Source organism: Actinoplanes sp. NPDC049548, assembly GCF_040676695.1.
Classification (GTDB): domain Bacteria; phylum Actinomycetota; class Actinomycetes; order Mycobacteriales; family Micromonosporaceae; genus Actinoplanes.
On sequence record NZ_JBFAPM010000001.1, the window covers coordinates 840,516 to 861,331 of the forward strand.

General features: G+C 70.7%; 18 protein-coding genes and 1 tRNA gene. 12 read left to right on the forward strand and 7 right to left on the reverse strand.

Translation table 11 applies throughout. The annotated features are described in order from the left end of the window. Positions 1–308 precede the first annotated feature (308 nt). Together AB0J80_RS04045 and AB0J80_RS04050 are read left to right on the forward strand one after the other, a co-directional pair. Positions 309–842: a M48 family metallopeptidase gene (locus AB0J80_RS04045; protein ID WP_364700055.1), complete on the forward strand. Its 534-nt coding sequence runs from the start codon at positions 309–311 to the stop codon at positions 840–842. 68 nt (positions 843–910) lie between these two features. Further along, the gene (locus AB0J80_RS04050; protein WP_364700057.1) at positions 911–1,507 is read left to right on the forward strand and encodes a hypothetical protein; all 597 of its coding nucleotides are present in this window, start codon (positions 911–913) and stop codon (positions 1,505–1,507) included. Between the two features lie 149 nt (positions 1,508–1,656). On the opposite strand, the gene AB0J80_RS04055 is transcribed toward AB0J80_RS04050, so the two are convergent. Beyond that, positions 1,657–2,907, reverse strand: coding sequence for a zinc-dependent metalloprotease (locus tag AB0J80_RS04055; protein WP_364700059.1), 1,251 nt, complete (start codon positions 2,905–2,907; stop codon positions 1,657–1,659). A gap of 90 nt (positions 2,908–2,997) precedes the next feature. Between AB0J80_RS04055 and AB0J80_RS04060 the strand changes: the two genes are divergently transcribed. The 3 genes from AB0J80_RS04060 to AB0J80_RS04070 all read left to right on the forward strand — a co-directional run bounded on the left by AB0J80_RS04060 (position 2,998) and on the right by AB0J80_RS04070 (position 7,731). Next, positions 2,998–4,026, forward strand: a complete 1,029-nt coding sequence (locus AB0J80_RS04060; protein WP_364700061.1) for a PDZ domain-containing protein — start codon at positions 2,998–3,000, stop codon at positions 4,024–4,026. Positions 4,027–4,135: 109 nt separating this feature from the next. Beyond that, positions 4,136–7,096, forward strand: coding sequence for a UPF0182 family protein (locus AB0J80_RS04065; protein ID WP_364700063.1), 2,961 nt, complete (start codon positions 4,136–4,138; stop codon positions 7,094–7,096). Between the two features lie 561 nt (positions 7,097–7,657). Beyond that, a tRNA-Met gene (locus AB0J80_RS04070) sits at positions 7,658–7,731 on the forward strand. Between the two features lie 16 nt (positions 7,732–7,747). Here AB0J80_RS04070 and AB0J80_RS04075 read toward each other — a convergent pair. Continuing rightward, positions 7,748–8,020 carry a hypothetical protein gene (locus tag AB0J80_RS04075; protein WP_364700065.1) on the reverse strand — a complete coding sequence of 91 codons (273 nt, stop codon included), beginning with the start codon at positions 8,018–8,020 and terminating at the stop codon, positions 7,748–7,750. A gap of 739 nt (positions 8,021–8,759) precedes the next feature. Between AB0J80_RS04075 and AB0J80_RS04080 the strand changes: the two genes are divergently transcribed. Continuing rightward, on the forward strand, positions 8,760–9,668 hold the full coding sequence (locus AB0J80_RS04080) for a LysR family transcriptional regulator (RefSeq protein WP_364700067.1): 909 nt from the start codon (positions 8,760–8,762) through the stop codon (positions 9,666–9,668). A gap of 307 nt (positions 9,669–9,975) precedes the next feature. Here AB0J80_RS04080 and AB0J80_RS04085 read toward each other — a convergent pair whose 3' ends face one another. The 4 genes from AB0J80_RS04085 to AB0J80_RS04100 are packed head-to-tail and all read right to left on the reverse strand — an operon-like array spanning position 9,976 to position 13,508. Further along, a complete protein-coding gene (locus tag AB0J80_RS04085; RefSeq protein WP_364700069.1) occupies positions 9,976–11,202 on the reverse strand; it encodes an FAD-dependent oxidoreductase in 1,227 nt (408 codons plus the stop codon). Next, the gene (locus AB0J80_RS04090; RefSeq protein ID WP_364700071.1) at positions 11,199–11,483 is read right to left on the reverse strand and encodes a hypothetical protein; all 285 of its coding nucleotides are present in this window, start codon (positions 11,481–11,483) and stop codon (positions 11,199–11,201) included. The genes AB0J80_RS04085 and AB0J80_RS04090 overlap by 4 nt, the downstream gene beginning before the upstream one ends. Next, positions 11,480–12,061 (reverse strand): VOC family protein, encoded by a 582-nt coding sequence (locus tag AB0J80_RS04095; RefSeq protein WP_364700073.1) that lies wholly within the window; start codon positions 12,059–12,061, stop codon positions 11,480–11,482. The genes AB0J80_RS04090 and AB0J80_RS04095 overlap by 4 nt, the downstream gene beginning before the upstream one ends. 34 nt (positions 12,062–12,095) lie before the next feature. Continuing rightward, positions 12,096–13,508 (reverse strand): MFS transporter, encoded by a 1,413-nt coding sequence (locus AB0J80_RS04100; protein ID WP_364700075.1) that lies wholly within the window; start codon positions 13,506–13,508, stop codon positions 12,096–12,098. Between the two features lie 111 nt (positions 13,509–13,619). Between AB0J80_RS04100 and AB0J80_RS04105 the strand changes: the two genes are divergently transcribed. Continuing rightward, positions 13,620–14,549 carry a LysR family transcriptional regulator gene (locus tag AB0J80_RS04105; protein ID WP_364700077.1) on the forward strand — a complete coding sequence of 310 codons (930 nt, stop codon included), beginning with the start codon at positions 13,620–13,622 and terminating at the stop codon, positions 14,547–14,549. An 11-nt stretch (positions 14,550–14,560) separates the two neighbouring features. On the opposite strand, the gene AB0J80_RS04110 is transcribed toward AB0J80_RS04105, so the two are convergent. After that, complete coding sequence (locus tag AB0J80_RS04110; RefSeq protein ID WP_364700079.1) at positions 14,561–16,162, reverse strand: AMP-binding protein; 1,602 nt, start codon at positions 16,160–16,162, stop codon at positions 14,561–14,563. Between the two features lie 422 nt (positions 16,163–16,584). On the opposite strand from AB0J80_RS04110, the gene AB0J80_RS04115 reads away from it, so the two are divergent. From AB0J80_RS04115 to metK, 5 genes are all read left to right on the forward strand, one after another. After that, complete coding sequence (locus AB0J80_RS04115; RefSeq protein WP_364700081.1) at positions 16,585–17,292, forward strand: hypothetical protein; 708 nt, start codon at positions 16,585–16,587, stop codon at positions 17,290–17,292. Positions 17,293–17,336: 44 nt separating this feature from the next. Then, positions 17,337–18,017 (forward strand): O-methyltransferase, encoded by a 681-nt coding sequence (locus AB0J80_RS04120; protein ID WP_364700189.1) that lies wholly within the window; start codon positions 17,337–17,339, stop codon positions 18,015–18,017. Beyond that, on the forward strand, positions 18,014–19,246 hold the full coding sequence (locus AB0J80_RS04125; RefSeq protein WP_364700083.1) for a 3-deoxy-7-phosphoheptulonate synthase: 1,233 nt from the start codon (positions 18,014–18,016) through the stop codon (positions 19,244–19,246). The genes AB0J80_RS04120 and AB0J80_RS04125 overlap by 4 nt, the downstream gene beginning before the upstream one ends. Beyond that, positions 19,243–19,575: an antibiotic biosynthesis monooxygenase family protein gene (locus tag AB0J80_RS04130; RefSeq protein WP_364700085.1), complete on the forward strand. Its 333-nt coding sequence runs from the start codon at positions 19,243–19,245 to the stop codon at positions 19,573–19,575. Before AB0J80_RS04125 ends, AB0J80_RS04130 begins: the two co-directional genes overlap by 4 nt. 69 nt (positions 19,576–19,644) lie before the next feature. Further along, entirely contained in the window at positions 19,645–20,814 is a 1,170-nt protein-coding gene (metK, locus tag AB0J80_RS04135; RefSeq protein ID WP_364700087.1) for a methionine adenosyltransferase, read from the forward strand. Positions 20,815–20,816 lie beyond the last annotated feature (2 nt).

The following is a 20,816-nucleotide window of genomic DNA, read 5'->3' on the forward strand; positions in this document are numbered from 1 at the left end:
GCTGGGGCGCGGCGGGCTGAGCGGGGCCGGGCTGGGCGGGCGGCGGGGTTGGTGGTGCTTGGCCCGGAGAGGGAGGGGCTGAATTTTGGTGGGGGTAGAGGTTTGAAGGGGGGCGCGACGGAGATCTATGGGTCGTATACCGTGGCGTAGGCGGGCCCCGGATGTTGCAGGCGTGGAAAATAATTTCGGATTTTCTGGGGCGAAGCTCACATTTTGGGTGCGTGTCGTTTGCCGTACCCTTGCGGCGACCTGGCCCTGACGGATTAACGTCGCAATGTGAACCCTAGTGTGGGCCGCGCGAGCTTGTGATGGGCAGGACGCGCAAGCCTGTCGTCGAAGTGCGGCGCAGCCAGCGCCGTCGTCGCACGGTGTCCGCGTATCGCGAGGGCGAGCGGGTTGTCGTCCTCATTCCCGACCGGTTCTCGCGTGCTGAGGAGACCGAGTGGGTGGCGCGGATGCTGGCTCGGTTGGCCGCTCGTGAGGAACGGGTCAGACGTACCGACAACGAGCTGCTCGGGCGCGCGCACAAGCTGATCGCTCGGTACCTTGCCGACCATGCTGAGCAGGTGGTTCCGGCCAGCGTGCGGTGGGTGACGAACCAGAACGGCCGCTGGGGATCCTGTACGCCGGACGACGGCACCATCCGGATCTCGCACCGCATTCAGGAGATGCCGGACTGGGTGATCGACTACGTGCTGTTGCACGAGCTCACCCACCTGGTCGTGCCCAGCCACAACGCCGCCTTCTGGGAGCTCGTGAGCCGCTACCCGAAGGCCGAGCGCGCCCGGGGCTACCTGGAGGGCATCTCCGCCGCTACCGGGCTGGTGCTCGCTGACGACTGAACGGGCGCCGGCTCGGCGCCGGTGGCTTGACGCCGCGTGGACGGGTGGCTGCGGATAACCTTCGCAGCGTGACCAGACGTGTCGTGGTGGCGTTGCTGACCCCGGTGACGTGGAGTCCTCCCGGCGTCGATCTGGGCGCGTGGCGGGGTGCCTTGGCCGAGGATGTGGTTGATCTGCTCGCCCGGCTGGCGCAGGCCGAGCCTGCGATCGCGGCGACCGCTGCCGACCTGGCGCTCGCGCGGGAGATCGCATGGCCCGGGATGCCGATCTATGAGGTTTCCTCGCCGACAGTGCTGCCCGTGTTCGCGGCTGCGGAGAAGGACGGCTTCGAGCAGGCCGCGGTCCTGGCGGCCGATGCTGCCGACGTGCCCGGGATGATTCTCGGGAAGCTGTTGCGCCCGCTGAGCGGGAAGCCGGTCGCCGTGGCGCCCTCGGGAGTGGGAGGCGGGGTGGTGGCGGTTGCCGCGAATCTGCCGGTGCCCGGGTGGCTGGCGGACACCGATCTCGACTCGGCGAGCCCGATGTCGCTGCGCCGGACCGCGCCGCAGCCGAGCCTGGTCGAGTCGACGCCGGAGTGGCGGCGGCTGCGGGGGCCCGCTGACCTGGCGACGTTGGATCCCGCCCTTGAGGGGTGGGAGAACACCAGGGCGCTGTTGGGCGGCTAGACAGGCGCGGGACCACCGCCGGAGGGTGGGCGGTAGCCACTCACGCACGTCGCCGGGTGCGGGAATCCGGTCATGAGCGCCAGCGAATGGATTCCCGTGCCCGGCCCTCGACGGGAGTTGCGGTCTGCACCACCCACCGAGCTACGACATCAGTCTTTTGATCCTTGCTCTTCGTCTCCGCCGTCGCCGAGGGCTTCCAGTTCCGAGATGTCCCAGTCGAGCTGGCTGCGGGCGAACTTCTGCGGGTCGGCGAAGTCCTCGTCGGTGGGCAGCAGGTCCGGGTGGTCCCAGAGGGCGTCGCGACCCTGGACGCCGCGGACCTCGGTGACCGCGGCCCAGAGGGCGCCGGCCTCGCGCAGGCGGCGGGGGCGGAGCTCGAGGCCGACGAGGGCCGCGAAGGTCTGTTCGGCCGGGCCGCCGGCCGCGCGACGGCGGCGGAAGGCCTCGCCGAGCGCCGCCACGGACGGGAGGCGGTCGCCCGCCGCGCTGTCGACGACGTGGCCGACCCAGCCCTCGACCAGGGCGAGGGCCGTCTCGAGGCGGGCCAGGCTGGCCTTCTGCTGCGGGGTGTCCTCCGGTGTGAAGATGCCCTCGAGCGCCATGGCCTGCATCGACTCGGGGTCGGTCGGGTCGACGCGGCTCATCGCTTCCTCGATCGCCTCGCGGTTCACGGTGATGCCGTTGGCGTACGTCTCGACGGCGGTGAGCACGTGCGCGCGCAGCCACGGAACGTGCTGGAACAGGCGCTGGTGGGCCGCCTCGCGGAGGGCCACGTACAGCCTGACCTGGTCCTCGGGGATCTCGAGGCCGTCGCCGTAGGTCTTGATGTTGGCCGGGACGAGCGCCGCCGTGCCGGCCGGGCCGAGGGGCAGGCCGATGTCTCCGGCGGAGAGCACCTCCGCGGCGAGCTGGCCGAGCGCCTGGCCGAGCTGGCCGCCGAAGAGGGCGCCGCCCAGCGTGGCGACCATCGACTGCATGGGGCCGAGCTGGGCGCGGGCCTCCTCCGGGACGAGGTCGCCCATGGCGCCCACCATGCGGCCCGCGATCGGGTCGCAGAGCTTCTTCCACACGTCGAGGGTGTTGTAGACCCACTCGTTCCTGTTCCAGGCGGTGGCGTCGCGGATGCCCGAGGGCATGGCGGAGGCCGGGTCGAGCCACAGGTCGGCGAGGCGCAGGGCCTCGGAGACGGCGTTGTGCTCGTACATGTTCACCGAGGGGTCGCCGGTCGCGCTCAGCTGGCTGGCCGCCACCTGGCGGGCCAGATCCCAGTTGACCGGGCCGCTTCCCGGCGCGGCGAACATCTGCTGCAGCTGGTTCATGAACTGCTGCATCTGCTGCGGGTCGGAGGGATCGGGCGGCTGGGCGCCCGGCAGGCTGAAGCCGAACGGGATATCAGGCACGACCCCAACGGTACGCGCGTCAAGCCCCTTCGTGACCAATGGCGGTGTCAGCTCAGAGAGAACTCAGGGTCGGTTGGTACGGTCACGCGCATGAGACGTCGCGGTGTCACGGTCATCCTCGGCGCCCTGATCACCGCACTGCTGGCAGTCGGAGTCATGGCCATCCCCCTGCCTTACGTGGTGCTCAAGCCCGGGCCGACGGTCAACACGCTCGGTTCGGACAACGGCAAAGAGGTCATCCAGGTGACGAAGGCCGAGACTTCGACCAGTAAGGGGCAGCTCCGGCTGACCACCGTAGGGGTGCAGCCCAGCGTCGAGCTGGTGTGGGCGATCCGCGGCTGGTTCAGCGACGAGCAGGCCGTCGTGCCGCGGGACCTGATCTATCCGCCCGACCAGAGCGAGCAGCAGGTCGAGCAGCAGAACGCCGAGGAGTTCAAGACCTCGCAGACCAGTGCCGAGACGGTCGCCCTGCGCAAGCTCGGCTATCCCGTGCAGACCTTCGTGACCTCCGTGACACCGAACGGACCGTCGACCGGCCGGCTGGAGAAGGACGACGTGATCACCTCGGTCGACGGCGTGGCCGTGGAGGGGCCGACGAAGCTCACCGAGCTCATCCAGTCCAAGCCCGCCGGCACGAGCCTGACCATCGGATACACCCGCCACGACAAGTCCGGCACGGCGACGATCGTCTCGGCGGACCTGGAGAAGGACGGCAAGCCGCGCATCGGGGTCGGGATCGACCAGCGCCAGCCGCACCCGTTCACGGTCACCATCGACCTCGACGAGATCGGCGGGCCCAGCGCGGGGCTGATGTTCACGCTGGGCATCATCGACAAGCTCAAGCCCGAGGACCTCACCGGCGGCAAGATCATCGCGGGTACGGGGACCATCGACGACGAGGGCAACGTCGGGCCGATCGGGGGCATCCCGCAGAAGCTGGTCGGCGCCAAGGAGGCGGGTGCGCAGATCTTCCTGGTGCCCGCCGACAACTGTGCCGAGGCGCTGCGCAACGCCGTGCCGGGGCTGCCCATGGCGAAGGTCGCGACGGTGGACGAGGCTCTCACCGCACTGCAGACCTTCACCAGCGGCGGAACCCCGGCGCCGTGCACGGCTTCATGACTTGTCCACAGGCACCAGAGCGGAACGACGCAACACCCTAAAGTGAAGAACCGGTCTTGAGACTTTTGTGGGGTTCACGGTGGTCATGCGTAACAGTCCTCTGCCGAGGATGAGCCGGCGCGGTCGGGTGACCGTCGGCGTCCTCGTGGGGGTATTCCTTCTTTTCACCTTGCTGGGCTGGGGCATCGACGCCTACACCGACTACCTCTGGTTCGACGAGGTCGACAAGACCGAGGTCTTCTCCGGCGTCCTGGTGACCCGCCTGCTGCTCTTCCTCTCCATCGGGCTCGCCATGGCGCTGATCATCGCGGCCAACCTCTACCTCGCCTACCGGCTGCGCCCGCTGCTGCGCCCGCACTCGGCCGAGCAGGCCACCCTCGAGCGCTACCGGATGGTGATCCAGCCTCGGCTGGGCACCTGGGTCGCCGTGGTCGCGATCGTCATCGGCTTCTTCACCGGTCTCTCCGCGCAGAGCCGCTGGAAGGACTGGATGCTGTTCCAGAACGCCCAGCCGTTCGGCGTGAAGGACCCCCAGTTCAACGTGGACGTCGGTTTCTACATCTTCGACTACCCGCTGCTGCGCTACCTGCTCGGCGTGGGCTTCACCGCGGTGGTGCTGTCGGTCATCGGCGCGCTCGCCGTGCACTACATCTTCGGCGGCGTGCGGCTGCAGGGCGTCGGCGACCGGATGACCTCGGCAGCGCGGGCCCACCTGACCACCCTGGTGGCCATCTTCGTGCTGCTCAAGGCGGTCGCGTACGTGCTGGACAGGCGGGCTCTGCTGCTCGAGCAGCATGTCTCGCCCGGTCTCTACGGCGCCGGCTACACCGACGTCAACGCGTTGCTGCCGGCCAAGGAGATCCTGGCGTACATCTCGATCGTGGTGGCCATCGCGATCATCGTGTTCTCCAACGCCGTCATGCGGAACCTGGTCTGGCCCGGTGTCTCGCTGGGCCTGCTCGCCATCTCCGCCGTGGCGATCGGCGGGATCTACCCGCTCGCGGTGCAGAACTTCCAGGTCCAGCCGAGCCTCGCGGACAAGGAAGCCCCGTACATCGCCCGCTCCATCGAGGCCACTCGTGCTGCGTTCGGGCTGACCAGCACAGAGGTACGCCCGTACGCGGCGTCCAGCACCGTCCCGCAGCCGTCGCTTGCCCAGGATTCCAGCGCGCAGGCGGTCCGGCTCATAGACCCGCAGTTGGTGTCCCAGGCCTACACGCAGCAGCAGCAGGTGCGTGGCTTCTACGACTTCGGCCCGAAGCTCGACGTCGACCGCTACACGGTGGCCGGCAAGACCCAGGACTACGTCGTCGGCGTCCGGGAGGTCAACGACCAGGCGCTGACCGAGCAGCAGCAGAACTGGCTCAACCGCCACACCGTCTTCACCCACGGGTACGGGATGGTCGCGGCGCCCGCCAACCAGGTCGTCTGCGGCGGTCTGCCGTACTTCGTCTCCGGCTTCCTCGGCGAGGACCAGCAGCCCGGGTGCGCCTCGAAGGGCGAGCAGATCCCGGTCAAGGAGCCGCGGATCTACTTCGGCGAGCAGTCGACCGAGTACGCGATCGTCGGGCAGACCGACCAGAGCCGCAAGGTGGAGTTCGACCGGCCGCAGCCGCAGAACAACAACGCCGAGGAGCGGTACACGTACGAGGGTCAGGGCGGCGTGCCGATCGGCTCGTTCTTCCGCCGGCTGGTCTTCGCCATCAAGAACACCGAGAGCAACTTCCTGCTCTCCGACGCGGTCAACGAGAAGTCCCGCCTGATGTACGTCCGGGACCCCCGCTCGCGGGTGGAGAAGGTCGCGCCGTTCCTCACCATCGACGGCGACCCGTACCCGGCCGTGGTCGACGGGAGGATCCAGTGGATCCTCGACGGGTACACGACCGCGGCGACGTACCCGTACGCGCAGCGGATCAACCTGCAGGAGGAGACGCAGGACGAGCTCACCAACCGGGGCACGTTCGCGCTCGCCCGCGACAACATCAACTACATGCGCAACTCGGTGAAGGCGACTGTCGACGCGTACGACGGCACGGTCACCCTCTACGAGTTCGACGACAAGGACCCGGTCCTCAAGGCGTGGAACCAGGCGTTCGGGGGCAAGCTGATCACCCCCAAGGCGGAGACGCCCCCGGCGCTGCAGGAGCACTTCCGCTACCCGGCGGACCTGTTCAAGGTGCAGCGCAATCTGCTCGCCCGCTTCCACGTCACGAACGCGGCCGAGTACTTCTCCGGCCAGGACTTCTGGCAGGTGCCGAACGCGCCCGACAACCCGGACCAGGCCGTCAAGCAGCCGCCGTACTACCTCAACGTGAAGCTGCCGGGGCAGGACGACACCCGCTTCCAGCTGACGTCGGCGGTCACCCCGAACGGCCGTGACAACCTCGCGGCGCTCATCTCCGGGTCGTACGTCGACAACGAACCACGCCTGGAAGTGCTCGAGCTACCCGACCAGACGGCCATCCAAGGACCCGTCCAGGTCCACCAGCGCATGACCAACAACGCCACGGTCAGATCCGAGCTCACCCTGCTGTCCAACAGCAACCAGTCCCAGGTGCTGTACGGCAACCTGATCTCGCTACCGGTCGGCGACGGCATGCTCTACGTGGAACCGGTGTACGTGAAGAGCGGCCAGCAGGACGCCGTACCGCTGCTGCAGAAGGTCCTGATGTCGTACGGCGACGGCGGCACGTACGTCGTGCTGGCGAACAACCTCGAGGACGGCCTGAAAGCCCTCGTGAACCAGGGCAAGAACCAACCGCCCGCCACGACGCCCGGAAACACCAACAACCCGCCGTCCAGCGGCAACCCGCCAGTGCTGACCGGGCAGTTGGCGCAGGCAGCCGCGGCGCTGGACAAAGCTATCGCCGACGTGAAGGCGGCCCAGCAGTCGGGAGACTTCGCGAAGTACGGGCAGGCGCTGCAGGCTTTGGACACGGCGATGACCAACTTCCAGAACGCGCAGAAGGCGGCGGCGCCGGGTACGCCGTCGGGTACGCCTTCGGCTCCGGCTTCCACACCGGCTTCGGCGCCGCCGGCTTCGGCTGTGCCGACTCCTAGCGGGGGCTGACAGGTTCGTCGGCCGGTGGGGCCGGGCTGGGCTCGGTCCCACCGGCCGGGCCCGGTCTCGCGGGCCGGGGCGGGATCTCGTGACGCCGGGCGGGACGGTTGCTCCTGCGCGGCCTGGTCGCGCCCAGGGTGAAGTCTGTTCAGCCCGGCAGGGTTCGACCTAGCTGGTTCGGCCTGGCTGGGTCTGGCGTGGCTGGCTGGGTCCGGCGTGGCTGGTTGGGCCTGGCTGGGTCTGGCGTGGCTGGCTGGGTCCGGCGTGGCTGGTTGGGCCTGGCTGGGTCCGGGCCGGTTGGCTTCGGTTCAGGCGCGGCTCGCTTCGGCTCGGCCGGCTTGGCCCGATGGGGTTCTCCCTTGCTCGGCCAGCCAGCCGGCCGGACCAGGCCCTGGCTCGGGTCGGAGCGGCTGCGTTCGCGGGCCTGCCGGGGCAGTTCGCCTCGTGGCCTGCCTTCTCCATCGCCGAAGAGCACGTTCGGGTGGCGGGAGGGCCGCGGGCAGGTGTGGGCCACGTTACGGGGGGTCGTTTTGCAGGTGGCGAGGCACCACGATAAGGTTGAGGAACCGACGCGGGGTGGAGCAGCTCGGTAGCTCGCTGGGCTCATAACCCAGAGGTCGCAGGTTCAAATCCTGTCCCCGCTACTAGTTTCAGTGCAGGTCAGACGCGGTTCCCGCTGAGGGGACCGCGTTTCTGGTTCCCGGCCATGACGCGGTCCCGTTGGAGGGGCCGCGTTTCTGGTTCCCGGCCATGAGGCGGCTCGTCGGGGCTCCGGAGAGCCGCCTGGCTTACGCCGCCGAACAGGTTCGCGCTGTACGCCAGGATCCGCTCGGTCGGATGCTTGCTGCGCGGGATCTCGTCGACGGTTGCGGCCTTGGCGGCATCGACGGCACGTCCCGGCACGCCGCTGAGTCCCGGCTCGCTGCCCTGCACCCGCGCATCCTTCGGGGCTGGCCCTCAGGCCGTCTCTGCCGGGGATGGCGCACGGAGAGCCGCTGGTGCAGCATGTCCATCGGTCCGGCGGCGACTGAGGCTCTGGCATTGCCTGGGAGGCGAACCCGGTTCGCCGCCCGCGGCCTGTATGGGCCTGGAACGGCAACCGGGGCGGCCGGCGGATGTTGGTCGTGCGGGGGGAATTCTGCGGCTGACGCGAGTCGCTGACGGAAGATGCGAGCGTGACTCCTCAATTCTGTTATTTGCAGCACGTCCACAAATCATGGAATTGGTATTGACATGTTCTTTGGGGGAGCGTTGCGCGCGGCAGTTTCCGGTCGGGCGGATATGGGGCCCGAATGCCGGGAGAACGGTTTTCTGCAGGTCGCGGCGGTTAAGCGGGGTCCATAGTGGCGTGGGCCACAGGAGTGTTTTGCGTTATCACGCAACGGCGAGACCTTCCCTTACGCGCTATCGATGGGGCACGATTAGCGGTGTATCGCGACTGGGGTTGGCCAGAAGGGGGGATCGCGATGCATTCGGGTGTCCGGGGTGCGTCCTCGGAGGACCTCACTGATCCCTATCCGCGAACCGGGTGAACTGACCCCGGCCGCTAGGGAAAAGAAGTTCGACAGAGCCGGTGAGAACGGCGCCAACGGGGGCTGCCGTTGGTCGAACCGGCAACCCGAGTTCGGGCAAGTCGGTGCATCGTGCCTGCTGACGCTTTCGCAGCGCGCCTGTGCCGCTCGGCCTGGGCTACAACGAGGGCGGGTGGAAGTGTATGCAGCGTGATATCGAGGTAAAGCTATTGCGGGCTCTGGTGGCCGTCGTCGACGAGGGCGGATTCTCGCGGGCCGCGCAGGCGTTACATGTGACGCAGCCGACGGTGACCCAGCAGATCCAGCGGCTGGAGTCGGTGGTTCAGGCGCCGTTGATCGAGCGTACGAATAGGCGGTTGAAGCTCACGAGTGAGGGCCGTGAACTGGTGGCGCATGCCCGCCGCGTGCTGCTGCTGAACAGTGAGGTGCTCGGCACCTTGTCCGCACTTCGCGGACAGCAATTCCTGAGTTTGGGGTGTTCACCCCATTTCGCCGATGGTTTCCAGGCCATGTTGGCGGAATCGGCGTCGCGGCGGCCGCGTCTTCGTGTCGAGGTGACGACCGGGCTCAGTGCTGCGTTGGCCGAGAAGCTCGAGCGTGAGGAGCTGGAGGCGGCCATTCTGCTCGGTGTCCGGACCGGCCGTTGCGAGATGCTCGGCCGGCTGCGGCTGGCGTGGTACGGCAATGCCCCGCTCGCTCCCGACGCCTCGTACCCGGTGGCCCTGGTCGGAGAGCGGTCGGCCCTGAGCATGCGGATCGTCGAGACGCTGGCCGAGCACAACGTGCGTTGGCGCTCGGCCCCGTGGTCCACCGACCCGCTGACGGTGCGGGCCGCCGTCCGGGCCGGCCTGGCCTACACCGCCCTGCCCGCGTGCGCCCATCTGGGTCATCCATCCCTTCCGGTGCCGCCGGCCGGAGCTCTGGGTCCCGAGCCCGAGCCGCTCCCGGTCTACCTCGCCTTCTCGCCCTCGATCCGGGAGTCCGCCGTCGAGGCCGCCCGGGACGCCGCCCGCGCGACGCTCCAAGCCTTGCCACTCGATCCGCCCTGACCTGCAACCGCCCTGGCCGGAGGTGGGCCCGCCGCCGTCCGGGCAGGACGGCGAGCGTTCCTGTCTGACCCGGATGGGCGACGGTGCCGGCCGCGGCCGGGGGCCGGGACGGAGCCGGCGGCCTGGGAAGGAGCCACCACCATGGGACGGGAGACGAGGGCGGGTGACCCGGAACCGGAACGAAAAGGACCTCGGAACGAGGGGGATCTGAACCGGGACAGGACCTGGAATGCGGACGGGGACAGGAACGGGGACGGGGAGGGGGCCGGGGGCGTACGGCCGACGGGACGGCCGTACGCCCCCGGTGTCAGTAGGAGCTCCGGGCAGCTCCGCGGGCGGCCAGCTTCGGGCCGTACGGCGCCGAGTCCAGCCACTCCCCGGCCCTGCGCCCGACCGCCGCCACCGCCGCCGCCGTGCGCCGCCGCAGTCGAACAGATGGGCGGTGCGCCAGCATGTGTTCGAGCGCGGCGCTCGCACAGGCGCGGTTGTACTCCGCGGCCTCCTTGCGTTCGGCCGCGAATCGGCGTACCTCCGCCTGCGCCGTTTCCCGGCTGTCCGCCGCCAGCGCGGCACGGACCGCGCGCACCGCTGTGACCGCGTCCGGGATGCTGGAATTCATGCCGCGCGCGCCGAACGGGGCGAACAGGTGTGATGCTTCGCCGGTCAGCAGGACCCGCTGGTGGACATCGGTGAACCGGGCGGCCACCTGCTGCGCGAAGCGGTAGGTGGAGACCCAGCTCACCCGGTCGCCGTAGGTCTCGGGGAGGACCCGGGGAATCCAGCGGCGCAGGCCTTCGGGGGAGATGAAGCGGTCCGGGTCGTCGTTGACGAACAGGTTGAGGTCCACTCGCCAGCCGCCGGCGAACGGCACGATGAGGACGTTGCGGCCGCCCGCGCCCGGGTGCCGGTAGTGGAAGACGCGCTCGATCGGGACCGGGTTCGCGGGGTCGTCCTGGAGGTCGACGACGACGAAGGTGTTGCGGGAACGCGGGCCTTGCAGGGGTACGCCGATGGCGGACCGCAGCGGTGAGCGGGAGCCGTCCGCCGCGATCACGTAGTCGGCCTCCCAGGTGCGGCCGGTGGCGTCGGTGAGCCGCACGCCGTCCGGGCCGGTCTGCGCCGACGTGACCTCCGCTCCCCAGTGGAAGTCCACGCCGCGCTCGCGGCACTCGGCGGCCATCAGATCCTCGGTGCGGACCTGGGGGAGGCTGGTGAACGGGGGCAGGCCCGCTCGGGTGAGCGGCGGGTACGTCTTGGAGTAGATCTCCTGCCCGGCCCAGTACGACCTTTTCGTGGCCCACATCAGACCGTGGCCCGCGATCCGGTGGCCGAGGCCGGGGGCGAGCCGGTCGAGCTCGACGAGCGACGCCCCGTGCAGGTAGGCGGCGCGGCTGCCCGGCCGGACGGTGTCCGCGTCTCGCCGGTCCAGCACTGTCGCCGGCAGGCCGGCCGCGCGCAGGGCGAGGGCGGCGCTCAGGCCGGCCGGGCCGGCCCCCACCACCAGGACCGGGTGGCGGGTGGTGCCGGCGCTCACTGTTCTTCCGCCGTACGGTGCAGGGCCGTGGGGTCCGGTTCTCCGACGAGGTGGAGGACCTCGGGGGTGAAGGACGCGATGCGGCCGTCGACGCCGCCGGTGAGGGCGGCGTGCCAGAGGGCGGTGCGGATGCCGTCCTCGCGGTGCAGCACCACTTCCGGCTCGTCGGAGCTGAGCTCCAGGTAGTCGCCGACCGGGCGGCGGGTCATTCCGGCGTCCTGTGCCAGGCGGGCCACGGGCTGGAACTCCGGCACGTCCAGGACATACAGCGCGAGCGTCACGAGCCCTGCACCTCCGCGTTCTTCCGAATCAGTTCGGCCTTGCGCTGCCACAGCGCCTGCGCTGTGGGCCGCGGTGACTCCGCGACGTCGATGAGCGATCGCAGGGTCAGTTCCGCGTCGCGGGCGTCGATCCCCGACATCTCGCGGATGGGGCGGGTGATCTCCAGCTGGATGCCGTTGGGGTCGTCGAAGTAGATCGACTCGATCAGCTCGTGGGCCAGCGGTGTCGTCACCCGTACGCCGTGGGCCTTGAGCCGGACCCGCCACGCCGCCAGCTCCTCTTCGGTGTCGACGTGGAAGGCGAGGTGCCGGGAGCGGTGCATGAGGTCGCCCGGCGGTTCCTCCTCGGCGAGTCCGAAGTAGTAGAAGAACGCGATCCGGTTGCCCCGGCCCATGTCGAAGAAGAAGTGCACGAAGTCGGGGTAGTCCTCGGTGACCCACCCGGTGGCGGTGATCGCGTGCACCAGGGGCATGCCCAGCACCTGCGTGTAGAACTCGTAGGTGGCGCGGGGGTCCCAGGTGACGAAGGCCAGGTGATCGACTCCGTCGAGGCTCAGGGACGGTGGTGCGGTTGTCACACGTTCCTCCTCATGGTTCAGGGGTTCGGGACCGTCACCGGGCGGCAGGCGTACGCCCTCGCAGACCGGTGCCGGAGATCAGGGCGCCGACCAGCAGGACCACCCCGCCGACCAGCAGCGCGGAGCGGGTGCCGGCGGCGGTGGACGACGCGAGGCTGAGGATCACGCCGAGGACGGCCACGCCGAGCGAGGCGCCGACCTGGCGGGCCGAGTTCAGCGCGCCCGCGCCGATGCCGGCGAACTCGGCCGGGACGGTGCTGGCCACTCCGGCGACCAGGGCGGGCAGGGCGAACGAGACGCCGCAGCCGAACACCAGCAGGCCCACGATGGTGGCGGCCAGGGCCGCGCCCGAGTCGCCCGTGAAGGGCGCCTGGACGAGGGCGCCCAGTCCCATCAGCACGAACCCCAGGGTGGCCGGGCGGCGGGGGCCGATGCGGCCGACGAGGCGCCCGGTGAAGATGGGGTTGATGGCGGTCGGGATGGTCAGCGGCAGGAACGCCAGGCCGGCGGCGAAGGACGAGTAGCCGCGCGCCTCCTGGAAGAACAGGGAGAGCACGAACAGCAGCCCGGACAGGCCGAAGTTCGCCAGCAGGCCGGCCACCAGCGCGGCCGAGAAGCCGCCGCTGCCGAACATGCGGGGTGGCAGCATCGCCGCGTCGCCGGCGCGCAGCTCGGCGCCGACGAAGACCAGGGCGGCCACCACGGTCACCGCGAAGGCGACCAGGACCGCCGGGTCGGACCAGCCGCGGGCGGGGCCTTCGATGAGGGCGTACACGAGGGCGCCGAGCGCGGCGATCGCGCTGATCTGCCCGGTCAGGTCGAGGCCGGAGCGCTGCTTGCGGGGGGTCTCGGGGGCGAGCCGCGCGGTGATGACGAGGCTGATCACCGCCAGCGGCACATTGACCAGGAAGATGGCCCGCCAGCCGACCGCCTCGGTGAGCACACCGCCGGCGACCGGGCCGGCGGCGAGCGCCGCGCCCGTGATGGCGGCCCAGGTGCCCACCGCGCGGGCCCGCGCCGCCGGGTCGCGGTAGGCGTTGGTGATGACGGCGAGTGACGCCGGCAGCAGCAGCGCCCCGGCGACGCCCAGGGCGAGCCGGAGCGCCACGAGGACCGGCAGACTCGACGCAGCCGCCGAGATCCCGGAGAGCGCCCCGAAGCCGATGAGGCCCCAGATGAAGACCCGCTTGCCGCCGAGGCGGTCCGACAGCCAGCCCGCCGTGAGCAGGAAGGCGGCGAAGGTCACGGTGTACCCGTTGGTCACCCACTGGAGCCCGCTGAGGCCGACGTCCAGGCTCCGGGAGATCGCGGGCAGCGCGACCGACACGATGGTCAGGTCGAGCAGCACCATGAAATAGCCCAGCGAGAGGCCGACGAGCAGGGTGGGCGAGGGCGTACCGGGCCGTTCCGGTGCCGCCACGGGCTGAGGTCCCGCCTGCGTTGCCATGTGAACTCCTATAAATGTCTATTGCTTTTCCTGCCGGTCCCGCGCGTTGTCGGGCCGCAGCAAATCATTCAACTCCAGCGGGCGCCCGAATTGCGGAAGCGGATCATGGGAATGGCCGCTGGGTATCATCGGTGGAGGCGATGGGACATCAGGGGGGCCGGGCCGGTGGAGTTGAGGAACCTTCGGGCGTTCGAGACGGTGGCACGAACACTCAGCGTCACGCAGGCCGCCAGGGAACTGCATTACGCGCAATCGAGCATCAGTGATCAGATTCAGGCTCTCGAGCGGGAGCTCGGTGTGGAGCTGCTCGACCGCTCGCAACGGCGGTTGCGGCTGACTCCGCAGGGCGTCGTGCTCGCCGAGTACACCGACCAGATCCTGAAGCTGATCGAGGAGGCCCGTTACGCGATCTCACGGCCCGGCACGGAGCTGGCCGTGGGCGCAATGGAGACGATCAGCGTGCACATGTTGCCGGCGGTGCTTTCCCATTACCGCTCGCTGTATCCGGAGACCCGCGTCCGGGTGGACCACCAGAACCGCGGCGACCTGCAGCGCGCCGTGCGCCGCGGCGACCTCGACCTGTGCCTGACCTTCGGCGAGCCGCCGCACGACCCGTCGCTGCGCTCCGAGACCCTGGTCGACGAACCGCTGGTGGTGATCGTGCCCCCGCAGCACCCGCTGGCCGGGCGCGGCCGGGTGGCCCTGGCGGACGTGGCGGGGGAGCCGTTCCTCGCCACGGCGCAGGGCTGCAGTTTCCGGGAGATGTTCGACGACGCCTTCGGCAGTGCGGCACCCAAGGAACCCGTGGCGGAGGTCTCGAGCATCGGCACCCTGGTGGCATGCGTGGCCGCCGGCATGGGCTGCGCCTTGTTGCCGCTGGTGTCGGTCCGTCCGCACGCGGCCCGCGACGAGGTCGTCGTGGTGGAGAGCGAGGACACGAGCCTGCGGACGACGGTGACCATGACCTGGCTGGACCGCAACTCCGCGAACCCCAACCTCATCGCGTTCCAGAAGGTGTTGCGTGAGGAGCTGGCCGGCTGAGTTCCTGTCGCTCATCGCCGGGCCTCCGCGGTCTTCGCCGCGGGGACCATGTCCCGCAGCCGGGCCCGTGCGATCTTGCCGGTCACCGTGGTGGGGAGCCGGTCCAGGACGACGAGGCGCTCGGGGAGCTTGAAGGTCGCCAGCCCTTTGCCGGACAGGTGCGCGGTCACCTCGTCGAGGGTGAGCTCGGCACCCTCGCGCAGCGCGGCCACGAGGCACGAGCGCTGACCCAGCCGTTCGTCGGGCTGCGCCACGACCGCGTGTTGCGCCAGCTGAGGCAGGTCGGCGAGCAGCTCCTCCACCTCGAGCCCACTGAACTTCAGCCCGCCCCGGTTGATGACCTCGTCCGCGCGTCCCCGGTAGCTGACCGCACCGTCGGGCCGGAGTGCGGCCAGGTCGCCGGTCCGCAACCAGCCGTCGGTGGTGAACGCTGCCCGGGTCGCCTCCGGCGCCCTGTAGTACTCGCGGAACAGGTACGGGCTTCGGTACTGCAGGTCACCGGTCTCGCCCGGTGCCACGGGTACGCCGTCGGGCCCGACCACCCGGACCGCGCCCCCGGAAACGGGCCGGCCCACCGTGGCCGTGAGCTCGGGCGGATCGCCGGGGCGGGTGTACGTTCCGGCGCCCACCTCCGTCATGCCCCACTGGACGATCACCCGGGCTCCGAACGCCCGCCGCACGTGCTCGGCCAGGTCACGGGAGACCGGGGCGCCTCCGGTGCGTACCTCGCGCAGGGTGGCCGGCGGCCGGGCGTCCGTACCGCCGTCCACCTCGGCCAGCAGATCCCGTAGCTGGGCCGGGACCGCGAAGGCCGCGGTCGCGGAGACGGCGGTCAGCAGCTCGAGGAAGCGCCGCGGTGACCATCCGTCGCACAGCCCGACGGCGCCGCCGGTCACCAGCGCCAGATGCACCGACAGCATGCCGAAGGCGTGGCTGAGCGGGCTCGCGGAGACGATGGTGTCCGTGGCGCCGAGGCCGCCGTCCGCCGCGACGGCGGCGGCGTTCCCGAGCAGCCCGCGGTGGCCGTGCACACACAGCTTGGGACGCTTCGACGTCGTGCCGGACGACGCGAGCAGCAGCAGCGGCGCGTCCGGATCCCGGCCCGCCGCGGGCAGGCCGCCGGCCGGCTCCTGCGACAGGAGCTCGGCCGAGCTGGTCAGGTCGCCGCCACGCGGGTCGCCGGACAGCCACACCTGGGCGAGCGACGGACACCGGTCGCGGACGGCGAGGATCTCCGCGACGCGGTCCCGGCCCCGGTACGAGCCCTGCGCCACCAGAGCGACGGCTCCGGCCTGGCCGATCAGCGACTGCACCTCGTGTTCCCGGTAACCACCGTGCAGCGGCAGCATGACGACACCGAGCCGCGCGGTCGCCGCGTGCAGCACGAGCAGCTCCCAGCCGTTCGGCAGCTGGGTGGCCAGCACGTCGCCACGGCGCAGGCCGTGCCGGTGCAGGACGGCCGCGGTGCGCCCGGCCTGGTCCCTCAGGTCGGCCCACGTCCACTCCTGGGCGCCGGTGGCCACCGCGGGTGCCGTGCGCCGGGCCGCGGCCCGGTCCAGCGCCTCGGTGAAGGTGGGGAAAGCCGTCGTCGAATGCGCGGCGGGAACGTCCACGGGATCCTCCGATAGGACGGACGGGCTCGGTGGGACTTGTCGTTCCGGATTCTGCGAGCCGAGGGCGGACGCCGTCCAGCGCCGCCGATAAGGAAAACAAATAATGGCGACGGATCTTGGCCGGCCCGCGGTGAGATGACCTGCGGAAAGGTAGCCCCGGGTCATCGGCGACGGTAAGGAAAAACAATGGGAGATATGGCGATCGGCCGTGCCGATACAACAGATCGGTAGCGTCGATGACCCGCTGTCGGTGCAGGTCAGCACGGTGATGCCGGAGGCTTTTCCGGAAACGGCTCGCGAACGGTCTTGTCAGCCGCGAAATAGTGCCCGCAGAATTCCGTCTGACACCAACGGAGGAGGTATCGATGTCCGCTCCGCTTCAGCGCGGGGAAAGCGCATTCTCCGAAACGGATATGCGCCGGTTGGACGACACGATCCATTCCGCGCGGGTAGCCTCGGCGGCACCGACGTCCGCGCTTTTGGCGCCGGCCGGGCCGGGCGGCCGGGCGGTCCCGCTGACCGAGCGCTCGGCCGTGTTCGACCACTGCGCCGTCCTGCTCTTCCCCCGCACGCTGGCGGCGGGCCTGGCGGAGCTGCGCCGGTGCGGGTTCGCGCCGCTGCCACTGACCCCGAGCACGGTGGTGCGGGGCCGGCTCAGCGCCCGGCACGGGTTCGACCCCGCCGAGAGCGACATCCACATCACCCGGCTGCCCGTACGCCTGGCCGACGGCCGCCACCACCCGGCGGTCGAGGTCTTCCTGTTCCCCCGCGACAGTCCCGCATTCCGCCACGACATCGAGGACGCCGAGGTCGCCCATGACTTCGAGGCGCACACCGCGTTCGTCATGTCCCGTCCGGACCCCGCGGCGCTGAGCGAGCTGATCGCCGCCTGGCGCGGAGAGGCCGGGCTGCTGTGGGAGGGCGGCGGGCACAACCCGCACGAAGGCGGCCCGTCCGGCGCCACCGTCCTCTACTTCGTCCGTGGTCACGCCGCGCCGGCCCAGCGCCGGCGCTTCGAGCTGCACTGCGCCGGCGACCTGCGGCCCTTCATCGACCGGCTTCCGTACGAGGCGGAGGCGGTCGACCGCGCCTACCGCACCTGGCGGGCCTTCTCGGGCGTACCCGCCTGAGCCCCCTCAACGGATGGAGAAATCCAGTGCTGCGCAACGACCCTCTGACCCAACGGAACCTGCCCCTCAGCTCCGCCCTGTACGACTACCTGCTGGCCCAGGGCCGGATGGTCCCCGATCCGCTGCTGGCCGAGCTGATCGAGCGCACCCGGCAAGCCATCCCGGACCAGGCGCACATGACGGTGGCGCCCGAGGAGGGCGCGCTGCTCACCTTCCTCGTCCGGCTCCTGGGCGCGACCCGCATCGTCGAGGTGGGCACCTTCACCGGCTACTCCTCGCTGTGCCTGGCGCGCGGGCTCACCACCGGCGGCTCGCTGGTCACCTGTGACGTGTCGGCCGACTGGACCGCGCTGGCCCAGGAGTTCTGGAGCCGCGGGGGCGTCGCCGACCGCATCGAGCTCCGGCTCGGGCCGGCCCTGGACACGCTGCGGGCGCTGCCTCGCGTACCGCATCTGGACCTGGCCTTCATCGACGCCGACAAGCCGGGCTACATCGGGTACTGGGAGGAGCTGGTGCCGCGGCTGCGCCCCGGCGCCCTCCTGCTGGTCGACAACACGCTCTTCAACGGCGAGGTCATCGACGAGTTCCCGGCGGAGAAGCCGGCGGCGATCCGGGCGTTCAACGAGCACGCCCGCCGCGACGAGCGCGTCGAGCTGGTGATGCTGCCGATCGCCGACGGCCTCACCATGGCCCGCCGGCTGCCGTTCGACGAGATCCCGGCATGACCGGCGCGACCGTCGTCGCCGACGTCGACGTCGAGGTCACCTGGGACGTCACCGCGGCCGCGCAGCAGCCGGACTGGTCCGATCCGGTCCGGGCGGCGGCGGTCCGGGCGGAGCTGGCCCGGATGCCGGGCCTGGTCACGTGGGACGAAGTGCATCTGCTGCGGTCCCTCCTCGCCGGGGCGGCGGCCGGCGAGTACCACGTGATCCAGGCCGGCGACTGTGCCGAGGACCCGGCGGAGTGCGACCCCGGCACGGTACGCCGCAAGGCCGCCCTGCTCGACGCGCTGGCCGGCGTCATGACGGCGACGACCGGCAAACCGGTGCTGCGGATCGGCCGGATCGCCGGGCAGTTCGCCAAGCCGCGCAGCGCCGGCACGGAGGTCGTCGGCGGGGTGGAGCTGCCGGTCTACCGGGGTCACATGGTCAACGGACCCGAGCCCGATCCGGTGGCCCGACAGGCCGACCCGACCCGGATGCTGGAGTGCTACCACGCGGCCCACTCGGCGGTCACCCACCTGCGGCAGCGGGTCAACGCCTGGGCGGCGCCGGCCGGTGCTCCCGTGTGGACCAGTCACGAGGCGCTGGTGCTCGACTACGAGCTGCCGCAGCTGCGGCGTACGCCATCCGGCACGATCCTGCTGACCTCCACCCACCTGCCCTGGATCGGCGAGCGCACCCGGCGGCCCGACGGCCCGCACGCGCTGATGCTGGCGCAGGCCGCCAACCCGGTCGCGTGCAAGGTCGGTCCCAGCACGCAGCCGGAGGAGCTGCTGGCCCTGTGCGCCCGCCTGGATCCGCTGCGCGAAGCCGGCCGGCTGACGCTGATCGCCCGCATGGGAGCGCAGGCGGCGGCCGCCGTCCTGCCTCCGCTGGTCACCGCCGTACGCCGGGCCGGCCACCACGTGGTCTGGCTGTGCGACCCGATGCACGGCAACACCGTCAAGGCGCCGTCCGGCGTCAAGGTCCGCTCGGTCCGCACGCTCGTCGCCGAGGTGCGGGCGTTCCAGCGGGCCGTGCTCGACTCCGGCGGGACGCCCGCCGGCCTGCACCTCGAGACGACGCCGTTCGACGTCGCCGAGTGCGTGTGGGGTGATCCCGCGGAGCTGGGCGACGGTCCGCGGGTCGCGCCGTCCTTCTGCGACCCCCGTCTCAACCCGGCCCAGGCCATCGAGGTCGTGCGGGCCTGGGCACCCCGAATGTCCGAACCGACGAAAGGTACGAAACCATGAGCGAGACTGTCATCCGCGCCGACGACGGCACCTTCGCGATGATCAACGTCTTCCAGGTGGAGCCGGAGAACCAGAAGGAGCTGGCCGAGGTCCTCACCGAGAGCGCCGACAAGTTCATCCGGCACCGCCCGGGCTGCATCTCGGTGAACATCTTCCAGAGCCTCGACGGCAAGCGGGTCGGCTACTTCGCCCAGTGGCGCAGCAAGGCCGACATCAAGGCGACCATGTCCGACCCCGACGTCCAGGTCGGCCGGGACAAGGCCGCCAAGCTGGCCAAGCCGGACCCGCACGCGTACACCGTCTTCTCGGTCCACCACCCGCAGAGCTGACACCCCTCGGCGGGGCGGGTGCATCCCCCGTTTGCGCCCGCCCCGCCCTTGCCCCACCGGAGGAACGCCGTGCCGCTTCGCCTGTTCACCTCGGAATCCGTCACCGAGGGCCACCCTGACAAGATCGCCGACCGGATCAGCGACACCGTCCTCGACGCGCTGCTCGCCGAGGACCCACGTGCCCGCGTCGCCGTCGAGACCCTCATCACCACCGGCCAGGTGCACATCGCCGGGGAGGTGACCACCACCGCGTACGCCGACATCGCCGCGCTGGTCCGCGAGGCCGTCCTCGACATCGGCTACAACGCCTCCACGAAGGGCTTCGACGGCGCGTCCTGCGGCGTGTCCGTCTCCCTGGACGCCCAGTCACCCGACATCGCGCGTGGCGTCGACGCCGACGGGGACGCGCTCGCCACCCAGGGCGCCGGCGACCAGGGCCTGATGTTCGGCTTCGCCTGTGACGAGACGCCGGAGCTCATGCCGCTGCCGATCACCCTGGCGCACCGGCTGGCCCGGCGGCTGACGCAGGTGCGCAAGGACAACGTGGTCCCGTACCTGCGCCCGGACGGCAAGACCCAGGTCACCATCGAGTACGAGGGCGACCGGCCGGTGCGGCTCGACACCGTGGTCGTGTCGAGCCAGCACGCCGCGGACGTGAGCCTGGAAGGGCTGCTGATCCCGGACGTGGCCAAGTTCGTGGTGGAGCCGGAGCTGGCGGCGCTCGGCATCGACACGGACGGCTACCGGTTGCTGGTCAACCCGACGGGCCGGTTCGAGGTGGGCGGCCCGATGGGCGACGCCGGCCTGACCGGCCGCAAGATCATTGTTGACACGTACGGCGGGTACGCGCGCCACGGCGGCGGTGCCTTCTCGGGCAAGGACCCGTCCAAGGTGGACCGTTCGGGGGCGTACGCGATGCGCTGGGTGGCCAAGACGGTGGTGGCCGCCGGCCTGGCGCGCAAGTGTGAGGTGCAGGTCGCGTACGCCATCGGCAAGGCGGAACCGGTCGGGCTGTTCGTCGAGACCTTCGGCACCGAGACCGTCCCGCCGGAGGTCATCGAGAAGGCCGTCGGCGACACCTTCGACCTGCGCCCCGCCGCGATCATCCGCGACCTCGACCTGCTGCGGCCCATCTACCGCCAGACGTCGGCGTACGGGCACTTCGGCCGCGAGCTGCCCGACTTCACCTGGGAGCGCACCGACCGCGCGGCCGCCCTCGCCGAGACGGCGGGGCGCTGACC